Source organism: Xanthobacter variabilis, from assembly GCF_043831965.2.
In the GTDB taxonomy this organism is placed as follows: Bacteria; Pseudomonadota; Alphaproteobacteria; order Rhizobiales; family Xanthobacteraceae; genus Xanthobacter.
In genome coordinates, this window is record NZ_CM195533.1 from 1,127,109 (window position 1) to 1,144,338 (window position 17,230).

The window sequence follows — 17,230 nt, forward strand, 5'->3', positions numbered from 1 at the left end:
TCAGCTTCCGACGGCGGGCAGCTTGGCGGCCAGTGCCTGGGCCACGCGGGAGGTGGGAGCCCGCCCCAGCGCGGCGGTGATGGCCCGCCCGGCGGCGGCGAGGCGGTCGAGATCCACCCCGGTCTCCACGCCCAGGCCATCCAGCATGTAGACCAGATCCTCGGTGGCGAGGTTGCCGGAAGCACCCTTGGCATAGGGGCAGCCGCCGAGGCCTGCGACCGAGGCATCCACCGTCGCGATGCCGAGATCGAGGCAGGCGAGCACATTGGCCAGCGCCTGCCCATAGGTGTCGTGAAAATGCAGTGCCGTGCGGGTGACGCCGATATGGTCCGCCACCGCCTTGGCCATGGCCTTGGCCCGGTCTGGGGTGCCCACGCCGATGGTGTCGCCGAGGGAGACCTCGTAGCAGCCCATGGCCATGAGGGCTTCCGCCACCTCCACCACCTTGGCCACCGGCACCTCGCCCTGATAGGGGCAGCCGAGCACGCAGCTGACATAGCCCCGCACCGCGACGCCGCGCGCCCGCGCCAGGTCCAGCACCGGGGCGAAGCGGGCCAGGCTCTCGGCGATGGAGCAATTGATGTTCTTTTGGCTGAACGCCTCTGAGGCGGCGGCGAACACCGCCACCTCGTCCACTCCCGCCGCGAGCGCCAGCTCCAGCCCCTTCAGATTGGGCGTGAGCACCGGATAGCGCACGCCCTCGCGCCGTATGATGCGGGCGAGCACATCGGCCGTGTCGGCCATTTGCGGCACCCATTTGGGCGAGACGAACGAGCCGGCCTCAATGGCCTTGAGCCCCGCATCGGCCAGGGCGTCGATGAGCGCCACCTTGGCCTCGAGGGGCACCACTCCGGGTTCGTTCTGGAGCCCGTCGCGCGGGCCCATCTCGACGATGCGGACGGATGAGGAGCGGGCCATCATGCGTCCTCCAGCACGAGCAGCTCGGCGCCCTCGTCCACCAGGTCGCCCACGGCGAAGTTGAGGGCCTTGATACGCCCGTCGCGCGGGGCGGCGACGGTGTGTTCCATCTTCATGGCCTCGACCACCACCAGGGGCGCGCCCTTGGCCACCTCCTGGCCGGCTTCCACCGCGATGCGGATGATGGTGCCCGGCATGGGCGCCACCAGCCGGCCGGCAGTGCCGGTGGCGGCGAGGGAGGCAAGGCGCGGATCGATGAATTCCACCTGGAATTCCCCGCCGCGCGCGAACACGGTGAGCAGGTTGCCGGTGCGGATTACCCGGGCGGAAAGCTTCACCCCGTCGAGCCGCGCCTCGAGGCGCCCATCGGCGTCGGCATCGCCCTCGACCATCATGTGGCCGCCGGGCAGGTCCAGGGCGAAGCCATGGGCCTTGAAGTGGGCGCGCACCACCGTGCGGCCCTCCAGATGCGGGTCCTGGAAGGTGAGGTCCACATGGGCGTCGCGATTGAGTCGCCAGCCCGGCGCGCGGCCCCATGGCGACCAGGGATCGGCCGCGTCCACTGCCTCCGCCGACTGGCGCGCCTCCTCCTTCAGGATGGCGAGGGTGGCCAGGGCCAGCACCGCGTCGCTCGCGGGCTGGGGGGCGGGGAGAAGGTCGCCCTGATGGCGGGCGATGAAGTTGGTGTCCAGCTCCGCCGCAGCGAAGGCCGGATGACTGGCGATGGCCTTCAGGAACACCCGGTTGGTGGCCAGGCCCACCACTTCGGTGGCCGCCAGCGCCGCCTGGAGCCGGCCCACCGACTCGGAGCGATCCGCGCCGGCCACGATGATTTTCGCGATCATGGGATCGTAATGGATGGATACGGTGTCGCCCGCCCGCACCCCGGTATCGACCCGTGTGCCCGGCACATGGGCCGGCAGCACCAGATGGTCGAGGGTGCCGACCTGGGGCAGGAAGTCCCGCGCCGGATCCTCCGCATAAAGGCGCACCTCGATGGCGTGGCCCTTCAGCGGGATCTCATTCTGGGAGAGGGGGAGGGGGGCGCCCTCGGCCACCCGCAGCTGCCACTCCACCAGATCCTGGCCGGTGATGGCCTCGGTGACCGGATGCTCCACCTGGAGGCGGGTATTCATCTCCATGAAATAGAAGGCGTCGCCTTCGGCGATGAATTCCACCGTGCCGGCACCCACATAGCCCACCGCCTTGGCCGCATCCACCGCCGCCTGGCCCATGGCGGCCCGGCGCTCGGGCGTCATGCCGGGGGCGGGGGCCTCCTCCACCACCTTCTGGTGGCGACGCTGGATGGAGCAGTCGCGCTCATGCAGGTAAACGGCATTGCCATGGGTGTCGGCGAATACCTGCACCTCGATGTGGCGCGGAGTAGTGAGGTATTTTTCCACCAGAACCCGGTCATCACCGAAGGCGCTCTTGGCCTCGCGCTTTGCCGAGGCGAGGGCTTCGGGGAACTCGTCCGCCGCGCGCACCACCTTCATGCCCTTGCCGCCGCCGCCGGCGGACGCCTTGATGAGCACGGGAAAGCCGATGCGATCCGCTTCGCGGGCGAGCAAAGCGGGGTCCTGGTCCTCGCCATGATAGCCGGGCACTAGCGGCACGCCGGCTTTTTCCATGAGCGCCTTGGCCGCGCTCTTGGAGCCCATGGCGCGAATGGCGGAGGCCGGCGGCCCCACGAACACGATGCCGGCTTTCTCGCAGGCGTCCGCGAATTCCGCATTCTCGGACAAAAAGCCATAGCCGGGATGGATGGCATCGGCGCCGCTCTTGCGGGCCGCATCCAGAATGGCCTCGATGCGCAGATAGCTTTCCCGCGCCGGGGCGGGGCCGATGGGATAGGCCTCGTCCGCCACCGCCACATGGAGGGCGTCGGCATCGGCCTGGGAATAGACGGCCACGGTGTTCAGCCCCAAGGCCTTGGCGGTGCGCATGACGCGGACCGCGATCTCGCCCCGGTTGGCGACGAGCAGGGTGCGGATCGGCCGGCTCATGAGGTTTCCCCGTTCCTGTTATGGGTCTGATCCCACTGTGCTTTTCTCTTTTCAAGGAAGGCCGAGACGCCTTCCTTGCCGTCGGCGCTGGCGCGGATGTCGGCGATGCGGCGGGCGGTGTCGGCCACCACTTCGTCGTCCACGGGGCGGTCCACGGCGCGGATCAGGTCCTTGGTGGCGCCGAGCGCGGCGGGGCTTGCGGCCTTCAGCGCCGAAAGGTGGCGGGCGATGGCGGCATCGAGATCTTCGGCCGGCACCACTTCGTGCACCAGCCCCAAGGCTAGCGCGGTGGTGGCGGAGAAGCGCTCGGCCGTGAGGAAATAGCGCCGCGCCTGCCGCGCGCCCATGGCCCGAACCAGATAAGGGCTGATGACCGCCGGGATGAGGCCAATGCGCACTTCCGTGACCGCGAATTCCGCCTCCGGCACCGCCACCACGATGTCGCTCGCCGCGATGAGGCCGGTGGCTCCGGCGAAGGCGGAAGCGTGCACCCGCACCAAAGTGGGCTTGGGGCAGAGGTCGATGGTGCGCATGAGCGCGGCGAGCTTCCTCGCATCCTCCAGATTCTCCCCGTGGGAGTAGGAGGCCATGCGGCGCATCCAGTTGAGGTCGCCGCCGGCGCAGAAGCTCTTGCCTTCCGCCTTCAGCAGAATGGCCCACACGGCGGGATCGGCGATGGCCTCCTCATAGGCGCCGGTGAGGGCGGCGATGAGGGCATCGTCGAAGGCATTGCGCACCTCCGGCCGGTTGAGGGTGAGGACGCGCACGCCGTCCTGCGTGGTGGTGAGGAGACTCATGGGATCCTCATGGAGAAGTTACGCCGGGCCTCACAGCGCTCCGCTATGCCCTCTCCCGTTTGCGGGAGAGGGGGGCGAAAAGCGGGTTCCGGGCGGAAGAATGGGGCGGGTCCGCACCGCGGCGCGCCACCGGTCGAGGGGATGAACGGGCCGGCGGGGCTCGTCCATTCCCCAGCCCTCTCCCGCAAGCGGGAGAGGGGGTGCGTCGCATGAGCGGGGAGCGGCATCACATGCGGAACACGCCGAAGCGCGTCTCCTGCTCGGGGGCGTTGAGGGCCGCGGACAAGGCCAGCGCCAGCACCATGCGGGTGTCGGCGGGGTCGATCACTCCGTCGTCCCACAGGCGGGCGGAGGAGTAATAGGGATGCCCCTGGCGCTCATATTGGGCGCGGATGGGGGCCTTGAACGCCTCTTCCTCCTCGCCCGACCAGGCGCCTCCGCGCGCCTCGATGCCGTCACGCTTCACCTGGGCGAGCACGTTGGCTGCCTGCTCGCCGCCCATCACCGAGATGCGGGCATTGGGCCACATCCACAGGAAGCGCGGGTCGAAGGCGCGCCCGCACATGCCGTAATTGCCGGCGCCGAAGGAATTGCCGATGACCACCGTGAATTTCGGCACGCTGGCGCAGGACACGGCGGTGACGAACTTGGCACCATCCTTGGCGATGCCGCCGCTCTCATATTTCCGGCCCACCATGAAGCCGGTGATGTTCTGCAGGAACACCAGGGGAATATTGCGCTGCGCGCATAATTCCACGAAATGCGCGCCCTTCAGCGCGCTTTCCGAGAAGAGAATTCCGTTATTGGCGATGATGCCCACCGGATAGCCGAAGATGCGGGCAAAGCCGGTGACCAGGGTCTGCCCGTAAAGCGGCTTGAACTCGTCGAACTCGGACCCGTCCACGATGCGGGCGATGATCTGGCGGACATCAAACGGCTGCTTGGGGTCGGCCGAAACGATGCCGTAGATTTCCCTGGCATCGTAAAGGGGCGCGCGCGGCTCGCGGATGTCGAGGCTGTGGGCCTTGGTGCGGTTGAGGTCCGCCACGATGGAGCGGGCGATGCCCAGAGCGTGGGCGTCATTCTCCGCCATGTGGTCGGCCACGCCCGAGGTACGGGTGTGCACGTCCGCCCCGCCCAGCTCCTCGGCGGTGACCACCTCCCCGGTGGCGGCCTTCACCAGAGGCGGGCCGCCCAGGAAGATGGTGGCCTGGTTCTTCACCATGATGGACTGGTCGGCCATGGCCGGCACATAGGCGCCGCCCGCGGTGCAGGAGCCCATCACCACCGCGATCTGGGCGATGCCCTCCGCGGACATGTTGGCCTGATTGAAGAAGATGCGGCCGAAATGCTCGCGATCGGGAAAGACATCGTCCTGGTTCGGCAGGTTGGCGCCGCCGGAATCCACCAGATAGATGCAGGGCAGGTGGTTTTCCCGGGCGATGGTCTGGGCGCGCAGGTGCTTCTTGACCGTTATGGGGTAATAGGTGCCGCCTTTTACGGTGGCATCATTGGCCACGATGACGCATTCGCGCCCTGAGACGCGGCCGATGCCGGTGATGATGCCGGCGGCCGGCACCTCGTCCTCATACATGCCGAAGGCCGCGAGCTGGGAAAGCTCCAGGAACGGCGAGCCGGTGTCGAGCAGGGTGCGGATGCGGTCGCGCGGGAGCAGCTTGCCGCGCTTCAGATGCCGTTCGCGGGCAATCTCGCCCCCGCCTTCGGACACGTGCTCGACCTTCGCGCGCAAGTCGGCGACGGATTGCTCCAGCGTCTGCCTGTTGCGTCGGAATGCGTCGGAGCGGCGGTCGACCGCATCCTCGATGATCGCCATGGGCGGCCTCGTCTTCAGGGCGCATCTGCGCTGCCGGGTTGAGGGACGGACGGCGCGCGACGGCACCCTTCCGGCGCGGCTGAGAGCCGGCCTTCGAGCGGCGCAGATGGCGTTTCCTCCCTGCCGATCACTGTCGGCTTGGAAACGATCGTACGTTTTTTTCCGAGGGGTGCAAGAGGTTTTGGCGGGCCTCATGCAGGAACCCGGCAATGCGCCTGGTAAAACCCCGTGACCTCAAGCCAGGACGTGCGTTTTCCGGGCTCCGCGTCTGCTGGCCGAGGCGCACGCCCCGCCATCAGATCCGGCGGGCAGGCGTCACTGGCTGGCCGCGGGCGCGCCGACAGGCTTGGCGGCGGCCTCGGCGGAAGGCTTGGCCTTGCCACGCGGCTTGCGCATGGGCGAATCACCCGCCTCCACGGGCGCGGCGGCCAGAGCTTGCGGCGCCGCCGACAAGGTCCCTTCGGCCCCACTCACGCCGCCGACGACCAGACCCGTATAGATGTCGACCAGATCATCTTGCGATAGGCGGCCGCCGGGGCGGTACCACATGCAGATGCCGGTGAGCATGGAGATGATGGCGTAGGTGGCCACCTTCGGCTCGCTCACCTGGAATACGCCGGCCTCGGCGCCCTGGCGCAGGATTTCCTCCAGCAGCCCTTCATAGCGGTGGCGCTGGGCGATGATGACGGCGCGGTGCTCCTCCTCGAGGGAGCGAATCTCCATGTTGGCGATGAAGACGTGAGCCATGCGCGTCATGTGGTAGCGCAGGTGGAAGGCGGCGAAGGTTTTCAGCCGGGCCATGGGATCGGTGAGGCCGGCAAGGTCCGCCTCCGCCTTCGAAAGCAGATCCTCCATGTGCTCTCGGACGATGTCGAACAGGAGATTTTGCTTGTTTTCGAAATATTTATAGAGCGAGCCGGACTGCAGGCCCACCTCGGCGGCAAGCTGGCGCAGGCTCATGGCCTCGTAGCCGTGCTTATAGATGAGCTTCACGCCCGCCTGGCGGATCGCCTCGGCGGTGCGGGTGCCGTTGGAACCGATGGTGCGCGCCATGGCCTTCAAACATTGTGCGGCCGGGCGCCCCGGCCGGGGGAATGACAGATCACGCAGATGCGCGAGCCCGCCTCGATCATGCCTGATAGACTGGGCGGAGCTTCGAAGCGATGCAAGTTCATCCTGCGACATGAAATGCCGCTTGACCAGAATAAAAAAGAACGCTTGATTGTTTCTCACCAAGCCTGACGTAACGATCGGGCACCTGCGCCGAGCCAGCCGCCGAGCAAAAATGCGAAGCGGGGGCGCAAGATAACGGGGGAAAGGGCGCAAAGACCCGATTCTCCCGGCACATAGGGAGGATCGAGCTTGAGCACCACATCGGTGGTTCCGCAAGCTGTTGCGGACGTGCGCGCGCTTCTGAGCGTCGAAAACATCTCCTTGCGCTTCGGCGGCCTCAAGGCCCTGACCGATGTGAGCTTCCATGTGAAGCCGGGGGAATTGTTCTCCATCATCGGCCCCAACGGCGCCGGCAAGACGTCCATGCTGAACTGCATCTCGGGCCGCTATACCCCAAGCGACGGCCGCGTGGTGTTCGATGGCAAGGACGTGACCCGGCTGAAGCCGAACCGGCGTGCCACCATCGGCATCGGCCGCACCTTCCAGAATCTGGCGCTGTTCAGCCACATGAGCGTGCTGGACAACATCATGGTGGGGCGCCACCATCTTCTGAAGAACAACCTGTTCTCCGGCGCGCTCTACTGGTTCGGCGGCGCACAGAAGGAAGAGCTGGAGCATCGCCACAAGGTGGAGGAAGTGATCGACTTCCTCGACATCCAGCATGTGCGCAAGGCCACCGCCGGCACCCTCTCTTATGGCCTGCGCAAGCGGGTGGAGCTGGCGCGCGCCGTGGCGCTGGAGCCCAAGCTCATCCTTCTTGATGAGCCCATGGCCGGCATGAACCTGGAAGAAAAGGAGGACATGGCCCGCTACATCGTTGATCTCAACGAGGAATGGGGCATGACCATCATCATGATCGAGCACGACATGGGGGTGGTGATGGACATCTCGCACCGCGTGATGGTGCTGGATTTCGGCAAGAAGCTGGTGGAGGGCGAGCCCGCGGACGTGCTGGCTGATCCCCATGTGCGCAAGGCCTATCTCGGCGAGGAAGATCCTCTGCTGGAAGACGAGTCCGTTCCCACCGCTCTGTCCGCGTGAGAGACGCCATGACCACCGCCGTGAACAGCCCTGCCCAAGGCCGCGCCTACGATTGGCCCGACGTGACGCAGTACGACACCTTTCCAAAGCTCCTCGCCCGCAACGCCGCCAAGCATCCCGACGACATCTGGCTCCGGGAGAAGGATCTCGGCATCTGGATTTCCTACACTTGGAAAGAGGTGGCGGACCGGGTGGAGGCCATCACTCTCGGCCTTGAGAGCCTGGGCGTGCGCCGCGGCGACGTGGTGGCCCTGCTGGGCGACAACCGCCCCGAATGGCTAATGGGCGAGATCGCCAGCCATGCGCTGGGTGGCATGAGCCTCGGCATCTATCGCGACGCGCTGGCGGACGAGGTGGCCTATCTCGTCACCTATGCGGACGTCGCCGTGGTGTTCGCCGAGGATGAAGAGCAGGTGGACAAGCTTTTGTCTCTCGAAGACAACATTCCCACCGTGCGCCACATCGTCTATTCCGATCCGCGCGGCATCCGCAAATATGATGACCCCCGCCTGATCTCGCTGAAAGCTCTGGAAGAGCGCGGGCGGGCGGTGGCGGCCAAGGATCCCAACCGCTACGCGCGGTTCGTCTCGGTGGGGCAGGGGTCGGACGTGTCCATTTTGTGCACCACGTCCGGCACCACGTCCCATCCCAAGCTCGCGATGCTCTCCGCCGGCAGGCTCCTGAAGCATTGTCGCGCATATTTGGACATGGATCCACGCGGGCCGAAGGACGAATACGTCAGTGTTCTTCAGATGCCGTGGATCATGGAGCAGATCTACGCTTTCGGCCAGGCGCTCATCTCCCGCATGAAGGTGAACTTCGTGGAGGAGCCGGAGACGCTGATGGCGGATATGCGCGAGATCGGACCCTCCTTCGTGCTGTTCGCTCCGCGTGTGTGGGAACAGATCGCAGCCGATGTGCGCTCGCGCATGATGGATTCTTCGCGCTTCAAGCGCGCCATGTTCGATTTCGGCATGAAGCTTGGCCTCAAGGCGCTGGACGAGGGCAAGCGCTCGCCGCTGGCCGACTTCCTCCTGTTTCGCGCGCTGCGCGATCGCCTGGGCTTCACGCATCTGAAGTCGGCCGCCACCGGGGGAGCGGCGCTGGGGCCGGATACTTTCCGCTTCTTCCTGGCGCTGGGCGTGCCGATGCGCCAGCTCTATGGACAGACTGAGACCCTGGGCGCCTATACCTTGCATCATGCGGACGATGTGGACTTCGACACGGTCGGTGTGCCGTTCGAGGGCGTGGAGATCCGTATCGACGACCCCGATCCCAATGGGCTTGGCGAAGTGGTGACCCGTCACGAAAACATGTTCACCGGCTATTTCCGCAACGAGGCGGAAACCGCAAAATCTTTCGCGGAACAAGGCTGGATGCGCACCGGCGACGCTGGGTACTTCAACAATAAGGGCCATCTCGTGGTCATCGACCGCGTGCGCGACATGGCAAAGACCTCCCATGGAGATCGCTTCTCTCCGCAGTATATTGAGAACAAGCTGAAGTTCTCGCCTTACGTGGCCGAGGCCGTGGTGCTGGGTGACGGGCGCGACAGTCTGGCGGCGCTGGTCTGCATCCGTTTCTCGATCGTCTCGAAATGGGCCGAGAAGAACCGCATCGCCTTCACGACTTATACCGATCTCTCTTCGAAGCCGGAAGTCATTGCGCTGCTGCGGAAGGAAGTGGAGCAGGTGAACGCGACACTGGCGGAGAAGCAGCGCATCGGCCGCTTCCTCCTGCTCTACAAGGAGCTGGATGCGGATGATGGCGAGCTCACCCGCACCCGCAAGGTGCGCCGCGGCGTCATCAATGAGCGCTATGGCACGATCATCGACGCCATGTATGCGGGCGACCGCGTGATCGACGTGGACACAACCATCACCTTCCAGGACGGCACCAAGCAGCGGGTGAAGACCAAGCTCGACGTGATCGACCTCGGTGCGGCGGGAGCCGGCGCGCGGAGGGCCGCGTGATGGCCGCGTCTGAACGCGCTCGCGCCCCCCGTCGCAGAGTTCCCGCAACCGACGCATCGCCGCGCCGGCCCAGCCCCCTCCCAACCCTCCCCCGCAGGCGGGAGAGGGCTCTTGCGGAGTTCAACTGATGCAATCCCAGCTTCTTCTTCAGCTCATTATCAATGGCCTCATCATCGGTACGCTTTATGGCGTGGTGGGCATGTGCTTCGTGCTCATCTACAAGGCCTCGCAGGTGGTGAACTTCGCCCAGGGCGAGTTTCTGCTGATCGGCGCCTGGACCTGCTGGTGGCTGCTCACCGCCTGGAACATCCCCTTCTTCTGGGGTTTCCTCATCGCGGTCGTCTTCATGATGGCCTTCGGCATGGCGGTGCAAATGGTTATTCTGCGCCCGCTCATCGGTGAGCCCATCATCTCGGTGATCATGGTCACCATCGGCATGTCCATCTTCTTCCAGGCGCTGATGAAGTGGATGTTCGGCACGTTCGCCCAGCCGTTCCCGCCCATCTTCCCGGTGGAGAAGGTGGATGTGCTCGGCCTGCAGGTGCAGACGGCCTATCTCATGTCCACGGGCGTGAGCCTCGCGATCATGGCTGGCTTTGCCTGGTTCTTTAAGTATTCGAAGATGGGGCTTGCCATGCGGGCCACCGCCTTCTCGCAGCAGGTTGCGCAGTCCCTGGGCATCTCGGTGCGACAGGTGTTCGCGCTCTCCTGGGGCATCTCGGCTTCGGTCTCGGCCATTGCCGGCGTCGTGGTGGGCATCGTGAATGGCGTGTCCTCGGCCTTGTCCTACTTCGGCATCAAGGTGTTCCCGGCAGTCATCCTGGGCGGCCTCGACAGCATCTTTGGTGCGGTGGTGGGCGGTCTCATCGTGGGCCTTTTGGAAAACCTCGGCCAATACGTGGACAGCCAGTTCCTCAAATGGGGAAATCTCTACGAGATCATTCCCTTCTATGCCCTCATCATCATTCTCATGATCAAGCCTTACGGCCTGTTCGGCACCCGCGACATCGAGAGGGTTTGATCCCATGGCCATCGACACCATGCGTCCGTGCGGCGACTACCGCACCAGCTACAAGGCCGACCAGACCATCTTCCAGACGCGCCTCACCATGCTCATCTGCGTGGCGGCCGTCGTGGCCCTGTGCTTCGCGCCTTTCTTCTTCTCCCGCTACGTTCTGAGCCTGTTCATCCAGATCGGCTATCTGGGCATCGCGGCCCTGGGGCTCAACATTCTGGTGGGCTTTTCTGGCCAGATCTCCATCGGCCACGCCGTGTTCTTCGGCTTCGGCGGCTTTGCCTCCGCCTATCTGGCGGACAAGGGCGTGCCGGTGCCGCTCGCCATCGTGCTGGCGGGCATGTGGACCACGGTCGTGGGGCTCATCTTCGGCCTGCCGGCGGCCCGGGTGAAGGGGCTCTACCTCGCCATCGCGACGCTCGCCGCGCAATTCATTCTGCAGGACTTCTTCGTCCGCGCGGAATGGTTCACCGGCGGCACCCACGGTGCCATGGCCGCGCCGTTCACCCTGTTCGGGTACGATCTGTCGAGTGATGACAAATACTTCTACGTGGTGCTGTTCTTCGTGGTCATCATGTATCTTGGTGCCACCAATCTTATGCGCTCGCGGGATGGGCGGGCGCTGATCGCGGTGCGCGACCATTATCTGTCCGCCGAAATGATGGGCGTGAACCTCGCCAAGTATCGCACCATGGCGTTCGGCATCTCCTCCTTCTATGCCGGTATCGGTGGCGCGCTCTATGCCCACTATGTGGGGTTCATGTCGGTGGAAGGGCTGGATATTCTCTTCTCCATCCAGTTCCTGGGCATGATCATTATCGGCGGGCTGGGCTCCATCATGGGCTCGCTCATGGGTACCATCTTCATGGTGCTGCTGCCGGAAGCCACGGGCTGGCTCGCCTCCGCGCTCTCCGGCAGCGCCATCGACCAGATGCTGCACTTGAAGGACGGCATCACCTATCTGCGTGAGATGCTGATCGGCGCCGCCATCATCCTGTTCCTGATCTTCGAACCCGATGGGCTGGCCCATCGCTGGCGCCAGATCAAGGCGTATTGGAAGCTTTATCCGTTCTCGTTCTGACGGGACAAATATAAAGACGGCGAAAATTGCCGCTTCATGGGAAACGCCAAGGAGACCACAATGAAGAAGACGAAAGTTGCCGCCCTCTCGCTCGTCTCGACACTGGCGCTCGGCTGTGCCGCGCCGGCCATGGCCCAGAGCATCAATATCGGCCATCTCGCCGACTATTCCGGCGGCACTTCCGACGTGGGCCAGCCCTATGGCCAGGGCATCCAGGACACCATCGCCTGGATCGACGCCAATGGCGGGGTGAACGGCAAGAAGATCAATTCGGACTTCAACGAATACGGCTACCAGGTGCCGCGCGCGCTCGCCGCCTTCAAGAAGTGGGTGGGCTCGGACAAGGTGGTGGCCATCCAGGGCTGGGGCACCGCCGACACCGAGGCTCTGGTGGCCATGGTGACCAAGGAGCAGATCCCCTATTATTCCGGCTCCTATTCCGCCTCCCTCACCGATCCCACCGGCAAGGCCAACGAGCACTCGACCCGCTCGGCGCCGTTCAACTTCTTCTACGGCCCGTCTTATTCCGACGCCGCGCGCGCCATGGTGAAGTGGGCTGCCGATGACTGGAAGGCGAAGGGCAAGCCCGGCAAGCCCAAGTGGGTGCACATGGGTGCCAACCACCCCTATCCCAATTCGCCGAAGGCGGCGGCCGAGGCCTATGCCAAGGAGCTGGGCTTCGAGGTGCTGGACCCCATCACCTTTGCCCTCACGCCCGGTGACTACACGCCCCAGTGCCTGACGCTGAAGCAGTCCGGCGCCAATTACGCCTATCTCGGCAACACCGCCGGCTCGAACATCTCGGTGCTGAAGGCCTGCAAGACGGCGGGCGTGGACGTGCAGTTCCTCGGCAATGTGTGGGGCATGGACGAGAACGCCATGAAGGCGGCGGGCGAAGCCGCCAATGGCGTGGTGTTCCCGGTGCGCACCGCCACCACCTGGGCGGGCGATGCGCCCGGCCTCGCGACGGTGAAGGAGATTTCCAAGATCTCCGATCCCTCGGGCAACACCTATCGCCCCGTGCACTACCTCACCGCCGTGTGCACGGCCCTCTACATGAAGGAAGCCATGGATTGGGCGGACAAGAATGGCGGCGTGACCGGCGTGAAGATCCGCGACGGCATGTACCAGAAGAAGGATTGGGTGCCGAAGGGCATGGAAGGCGTGTGCGTGCCGTCCACCTGGTCGGCCACTGATCACCGTCCCACCACCACCGTGGAGCTGTACCGCGCCGTGGTGAAGGGCCCGACCGATGCCTCGGTGACGGACCTCATCAAGAGCGGCACCATCAAGCTGGAAAAGGTCGCCACCGTCGACCTGCCGCGCAAGGCCGAACTGCAGGGCTGGTGAGCCGGCGGGCGCCGCTCGCGAGCGGCGCCCCTCCCTTCTCATCGACAGATTCCGGAGACCGTCATGGCCGAGGCCGCATTGAAGCTTGAACCGGTGGCCGATATCGGCGCCGCGCCCCTTTTGTCCGTCGACAATATCGAGGTGGTCTATAACGACGTCATCCTCGTGCTGCGTGGCCTTTCGCTGAAGGTCCCGCAGGGCCAGATCGTGGCGCTTCTGGGCTCCAACGGCGCCGGCAAGTCCACTACGCTGAAGGCTATTTCCGGCCTGCTCAAGACCGAGGATGGGGAGATCACCCGTGGCGAGGTGAACTTCCTGGGCGAGAAGATCAACGGCATCGAGCCGGACAAGATCGTGCGGCGCGGCATCTTCCAGGTCATGGAAGGGCGCCGGATCATCGCCGACATGACGGTGCTCGAAAATCTGCGCCTCGGCGCCTTCACCCGGCACGACAATGAGGTGAAGAGCGACATCGAGCGCGTCTATGAATACTTCCCGCGCCTCAGGGAACGCACGGGCCTTGCCGGCTATCTCTCCGGCGGCGAGCAGCAGATGCTGGCCATCGGCCGCGCCATGATGGCCCGCCCCAAGCTCATCCTGATGGACGAGCCCTCCATGGGCCTTTCGCCGCTGATGGTGAAGGAGGTGTTCGCCATCATCAAGCGGCTCAATGCGGAATGGGGCGTCACCATCCTGCTGGTGGAGCAGAACGCCCGCGTGGCGCTCTCCATCGCGGACTACGGCTACATCATGGAGCAGGGCAAGATCGTGCTCGACGGGTCGGCGGAGATGCTGCAGACCAATGAGGACGTGAAGGAATTCTACCTGGGCCAGGGTGGCGGCGAGGAGCGCAAGAGCTTCAAGAACCTGAAAAGCTTCAAGCGCCGCAAACGCTGGCTGTGAGGCAAGGGCAGCCGCCGCAGCGTCCGTTTCCAACCGTTTCAACAGGCCGAGCGATGACCGATCCGAACCGCTATTACGACGCCAGCGAAACCCGCGCTCCCGAGGCGCGCGAGCAGGCGCTGATGGCCGCGCTGGCGGCCCAGGTGGCCCATGCCAAGGGCAAGTCGGCCTATTTCGCGGAGCTGTTCAAGGCGGTGGAACCGGGCGCGGTGACCAGCCGGCGGGCGCTCGCCCAATTGCCCGTCACCCGCAAGTCGGACCTGCTGGAAATCCAGCCGAAGAGCCTGCCTTTCGGCGGGCTCAATGCGGTGGCGCCGGGCAAGCTGGCGCGCATCTTCATGTCGCCGGGGCCCATCTATGATCCGGAAGGGCACGGCCCGGATTTCTGGCGCTTCGCCCGCGCGCTCCACGCGGCGGGCTTCCGCGCCGGGGAGATCGTGCACAATTCCTTCTCCTACCACCTCACCCCGGCCGGCTCCATGATCGAGGGCGGCGCCCATGCGCTCGGCTGCGCCGTGGTGCCGGCCGGCGTGGGGCAGACGGACCTGCAATTGCGCGCCATCGCCGACCTCCGTCCGGACGGGTATGGCGGCACGCCCTCCTTCCTGAAAATCCTGCTGGAGAAGGCGCAGGAGACCGGCACCGACATCTCCTCCATCAAGAAGGCGCTGGTGACGGGCGAGGCCTTCCTGCCGCCGCACCGGGCGGAGCTGAAGGCGGCCGGCATCGTCGCCCGCCAATGCTACGGCACCGCCGATCTCGGCCTTGTCGCCTATGAGAGCGAGGCCGAGGAGGGGATGATCGTCGACGAGGGGTGCCTGGTGGAGATCCTGCGCCCGGGTACGGGCGATCCGGTGGAGGCCGAGGGCGAAGTGGGCGAGGTGGTGGTCACCCTGTTCGATGTCGATTACCCGTTGGTGCGCTTCGCCACCGGTGATCTTTCGGCGGTGCTGCCGGGCGTCAGTCCCTGCGGGCGCACCAATGTGCGGCTGAAGGGGTGGATGGGCCGGGCAGACCAAGTGACGAAGATTCGCGGCATGTTCGTGCACCCCGTGCAGGTGAGCGCGGCGGTGAAGAAGCACCCGGCGGTCGCCAAGGCGCGCCTGGTGGTGGACCGCATCGGCGATGCCGACGACATGCTGTTGGAAGTCGAGGTTGCGGACGCTAGTGCGCTCTCCCAGGACATGCTGTTGGACGACCTGCGCGCCACCACCAAGCTGCGTGGCCGGCTCGCGCTTGTTCAGCCCGGAACCCTGCCGGCGGATGCCAAGACCATCGAGGACCGCCGCCCCGTGTGAGGGCGGCGCGGGCGGCGGCCGGCCTCAGGCCTGGACCCAGCCGCCGAGCTCGCGCATCGCCACCCGTTGCAGCACCCGCATGCCGGCGGGGCTGTCATTGAGGCAGGGGATGGCGGCGAATTGCTCGCCCCCATGGCTGAGGAAGATGTGGCGATTCTCCACGCCGATTTCCTCGAGCGTCTCCAGGCAGTCCGCCACGAAGCCCGGATTGAACACGGCGATCCGCTTGACGCCGCTCTCGGCGAGGGCTTTCACGGTCGCGTCCGTGTAGGGCTGAAGCCACTCTTCCCGCCCGAATCGCGACTGGAAGGTGAGCCGCAGCCGCTCCTCCCCCATGCCGAGCCGGGCGCGCAGCAGTCGGGCCGTCTTGGCGCACTGGCAGGAATAGGGGTCGCCCTTCAGGTGGTAGGATTTGGGGATGCCGTGGAAGGAGGCGAGAATCACCTGCGGCTCGAAATCGAGCGCCGCCAGGTGGCGCTCCAGATCCTCGGCCAGGGCGTCGATATAGACCGGATCGTCGTGCCAAGGCGGGGCGATGCGCACCGCCGGCTGCCAGCGCATGGCCTTGAGCGCGTCGAACGCCTTGTCGGCCACGGTGGCGGTGGTGGCGGCGGCGTATTGGGGATAGAGCGGCACGATCAGGATGCGCTCGCACCCCGCCTGCTGCAGGGCGCCGAGCCGCGCGGCGATGGCCGGTTCGCCATAGCGCATGGCGAAATCCACGATGATACGCGAATCACCCTCGGCGAGCATGGCGCCAAGCTTTTCCGCCTGGGCGCGGGTGATGGTGAGCAGCGGCCCCTCGTGGCGCTCGGTGTTCCAGATCTTGGCATAGTCGCGCCCCTTCGCCTTGGGCCGCGTGGTGAGGATGATGGCATTGAGCACGAAGGCCCAGACCAACGGGTTCACCTCGATCACCCGCCGATCCGAGAGGAATTCCTTCAGATAGCGGCGCATGGACCAATAATCGGTGCCCGAGGGCGTGCCGAGATTGACGATGAGCACGCCGATGCGGCCGAACGCGATTTCGGGATGATCGGAAGGAAGGGCGGACGGGGGTTGAGACAGGCTCGTCATCGGGTCACCTCCAGCGCATCGGCGGCGGAGCGCGGCCAAGCCATCCGGAAACCAACCGTCCGGACAACAATTTGCCCGGACGAGACGTCCAAAGTGGGGGAACCATCCGGGAAGGAATGGTGGGCGCGACAGGGATCGAACCTGTGACCCCTACGATGTCAACGTAGTGCTCTCCCGCTGAGCTACGCGCCCCACCGACAGGAAGCGCCTCTATATCGGCTCATGGAGCCGGAGGCAAGGCGCTGTTTGCGGTTTTTGAGCGAAGCGTGTGCAGGTCCGCTCAAAATCGTCCTATGGCCTGACATCCTTGAGCATTTTCGCGCGGTTCGCGCGGAAAGGCTCAAGGGTGAGGTCAGGCGGCCGCCAGCATCTTGCCCACTTCGCTGACGAGATCCCGCAGATGGAAGGGCTTGGAGAGCACCTTGGCCTCTGCGGGGGTGTCGCCGTCGGCATTGAGCGCCACGGCGGCGAAGCCGGTGATGAACATCACCTTCAGGTCGGGATCGAGCTCGGTGGCGCGGCGCGCCAGCTCGATACCGTCCATCTCCGGCATCACGATGTCGGTGAGGAGGAGCTCGAACGGCTCCTCGCGCATCCGCTCATAGGCGGATTTGCCGTTGTCGTAGGAAGCCACCGAATAGCCGGCATTCTGCAGGGCCTTCACCAGAAAGCGCCGCATGTCATTGTCGTCTTCGGCGAGCAGGATCTTGGACACGCCGTTTCCCCTGATCAATCGTAAGCCGAAAGTCCCGCCGTCATGGCTG

14 protein-coding genes and 1 tRNA gene are annotated in these 17,230 nt (G+C 65.4%); 7 read left to right on the forward strand and 8 right to left on the reverse strand.

Annotated elements, in window-relative coordinates; translation table 11 throughout:
* From V5F26_RS04900 to V5F26_RS04920, 5 genes are all read right to left on the reverse strand, one after another.
* Window positions 1-918 (reverse strand): hydroxymethylglutaryl-CoA lyase, encoded by a 918-nt coding sequence (locus tag V5F26_RS04900; protein ID WP_394947088.1) that lies wholly within the window; start codon window positions 916-918, stop codon window positions 1-3.
* Window positions 918-2,924 carry an acetyl/propionyl/methylcrotonyl-CoA carboxylase subunit alpha gene (locus V5F26_RS04905; RefSeq protein ID WP_394946835.1) on the reverse strand — a complete coding sequence of 669 codons (2,007 nt, stop codon included), beginning with the start codon at window positions 2,922-2,924 and terminating at the stop codon, window positions 918-920. The genes V5F26_RS04900 and V5F26_RS04905 overlap by 1 nt, the downstream gene beginning before the upstream one ends.
* Window positions 2,921-3,721 (reverse strand): enoyl-CoA hydratase/isomerase family protein, encoded by an 801-nt coding sequence (locus V5F26_RS04910; RefSeq protein ID WP_394946836.1) that lies wholly within the window; start codon window positions 3,719-3,721, stop codon window positions 2,921-2,923. Before V5F26_RS04910 ends, V5F26_RS04905 begins: the two co-directional genes overlap by 4 nt.
* Window positions 3,722-3,947: 226 nt before the next feature.
* Window positions 3,948-5,555 carry a carboxyl transferase domain-containing protein gene (locus tag V5F26_RS04915; RefSeq protein WP_394946837.1) on the reverse strand — a complete coding sequence of 536 codons (1,608 nt, stop codon included), beginning with the start codon at window positions 5,553-5,555 and terminating at the stop codon, window positions 3,948-3,950.
* A gap of 315 nt (window positions 5,556-5,870) precedes the next feature.
* Window positions 5,871-6,608, reverse strand: a complete 738-nt coding sequence (locus V5F26_RS04920) for a TetR/AcrR family transcriptional regulator (protein ID WP_394946838.1) — start codon at window positions 6,606-6,608, stop codon at window positions 5,871-5,873.
* A 309-nt stretch (window positions 6,609-6,917) separates the two neighbouring features.
* Between V5F26_RS04920 and V5F26_RS04925 the strand changes: the two genes are divergently transcribed.
* The 7 genes from V5F26_RS04925 (at window position 6,918) to V5F26_RS04955 (ending at window position 15,389) form a co-directional block, all read left to right on the forward strand.
* Entirely contained in the window at window positions 6,918-7,769 is an 852-nt protein-coding gene (locus V5F26_RS04925) for an ABC transporter ATP-binding protein (RefSeq protein WP_394057382.1), read from the forward strand.
* Between the two features lie 8 nt (window positions 7,770-7,777).
* A complete protein-coding gene (locus V5F26_RS04930; protein WP_394946839.1) occupies window positions 7,778-9,742 on the forward strand; it encodes a long-chain fatty acid--CoA ligase in 1,965 nt (654 codons plus the stop codon).
* Window positions 9,743-9,869: 127 nt separating this feature from the next.
* Window positions 9,870-10,763: a branched-chain amino acid ABC transporter permease gene (locus tag V5F26_RS04935; protein ID WP_234053321.1), complete on the forward strand. Its 894-nt coding sequence runs from the start codon at window positions 9,870-9,872 to the stop codon at window positions 10,761-10,763.
* A 4-nt stretch (window positions 10,764-10,767) separates the two neighbouring features.
* Window positions 10,768-11,838, forward strand: coding sequence for a branched-chain amino acid ABC transporter permease (locus V5F26_RS04940; protein ID WP_234053322.1), 1,071 nt, complete (start codon window positions 10,768-10,770; stop codon window positions 11,836-11,838).
* A 60-nt stretch (window positions 11,839-11,898) separates the two neighbouring features.
* A complete protein-coding gene (locus V5F26_RS04945) occupies window positions 11,899-13,188 on the forward strand; it encodes an ABC transporter substrate-binding protein (RefSeq protein WP_370640771.1) in 1,290 nt (429 codons plus the stop codon).
* Between the two features lie 63 nt (window positions 13,189-13,251).
* Entirely contained in the window at window positions 13,252-14,091 is an 840-nt protein-coding gene (locus V5F26_RS04950) for an ABC transporter ATP-binding protein (protein ID WP_234053323.1), read from the forward strand.
* Window positions 14,092-14,144: 53 nt separating this feature from the next.
* Complete coding sequence (locus V5F26_RS04955; protein ID WP_394946840.1) at window positions 14,145-15,389, forward strand: phenylacetate--CoA ligase family protein; 1,245 nt, start codon at window positions 14,145-14,147, stop codon at window positions 15,387-15,389.
* Between the two features lie 24 nt (window positions 15,390-15,413).
* On the opposite strand, the gene hemH is transcribed toward V5F26_RS04955, so the two are convergent.
* The 3 genes from hemH to cpdR all read right to left on the reverse strand — a co-directional run bounded on the left by hemH (window position 15,414) and on the right by cpdR (window position 17,181).
* Window positions 15,414-16,466: a ferrochelatase gene (gene hemH, locus V5F26_RS04960; RefSeq protein ID WP_394946841.1), complete on the reverse strand. Its 1,053-nt coding sequence runs from the start codon at window positions 16,464-16,466 to the stop codon at window positions 15,414-15,416.
* 117 nt (window positions 16,467-16,583) lie between these two features.
* A tRNA-Val gene (locus V5F26_RS04965) sits at window positions 16,584-16,658 on the reverse strand.
* 160 nt (window positions 16,659-16,818) lie between these two features.
* Window positions 16,819-17,181 carry a cell cycle two-component system response regulator CpdR gene (cpdR, locus tag V5F26_RS04970; protein WP_370640772.1) on the reverse strand — a complete coding sequence of 121 codons (363 nt, stop codon included), beginning with the start codon at window positions 17,179-17,181 and terminating at the stop codon, window positions 16,819-16,821.
* Window positions 17,182-17,230 lie beyond the last annotated feature (49 nt).

Bases quoted from the DNA above. Each gene is read 5' to 3' on its own strand.
- V5F26_RS04900 (WP_394947088.1), bottom strand. From the start codon at position 918: ATGGCCCGCTCCTCATCCGTCCGCATCGTCGAGATGGGCCCGCGCGAC.
- V5F26_RS04905 (WP_394946835.1), bottom strand. From the start codon at position 2,924: ATGAGCCGGCCGATCCGCACCCTGCTCGTCGCCAACCGGGGCGAGATC.
- V5F26_RS04910 (WP_394946836.1), bottom strand. From the start codon at position 3,721: ATGAGTCTCCTCACCACCACGCAGGACGGCGTGCGCGTCCTCACCCTC.
- V5F26_RS04915 (WP_394946837.1), bottom strand. From the start codon at position 5,555: ATGGCGATCATCGAGGATGCGGTCGACCGCCGCTCCGACGCATTCCGA.
- V5F26_RS04920 (WP_394946838.1), bottom strand. From the start codon at position 6,608: ATGGCGCGCACCATCGGTTCCAACGGCACCCGCACCGCCGAGGCGATC.
- V5F26_RS04930 (WP_394946839.1), top strand. From the start codon at position 7,778: ATGACCACCGCCGTGAACAGCCCTGCCCAAGGCCGCGCCTACGATTGG.
- V5F26_RS04935 (WP_234053321.1), top strand. From the start codon at position 9,870: ATGCAATCCCAGCTTCTTCTTCAGCTCATTATCAATGGCCTCATCATC.
- V5F26_RS04940 (WP_234053322.1), top strand. From the start codon at position 10,768: ATGGCCATCGACACCATGCGTCCGTGCGGCGACTACCGCACCAGCTAC.
- V5F26_RS04945 (WP_370640771.1), top strand. From the start codon at position 11,899: ATGAAGAAGACGAAAGTTGCCGCCCTCTCGCTCGTCTCGACACTGGCG.
- V5F26_RS04950 (WP_234053323.1), top strand. From the start codon at position 13,252: ATGGCCGAGGCCGCATTGAAGCTTGAACCGGTGGCCGATATCGGCGCC.
- V5F26_RS04955 (WP_394946840.1), top strand. From the start codon at position 14,145: ATGACCGATCCGAACCGCTATTACGACGCCAGCGAAACCCGCGCTCCC.
- hemH (WP_394946841.1), bottom strand. From the start codon at position 16,466: ATGACGAGCCTGTCTCAACCCCCGTCCGCCCTTCCTTCCGATCATCCC.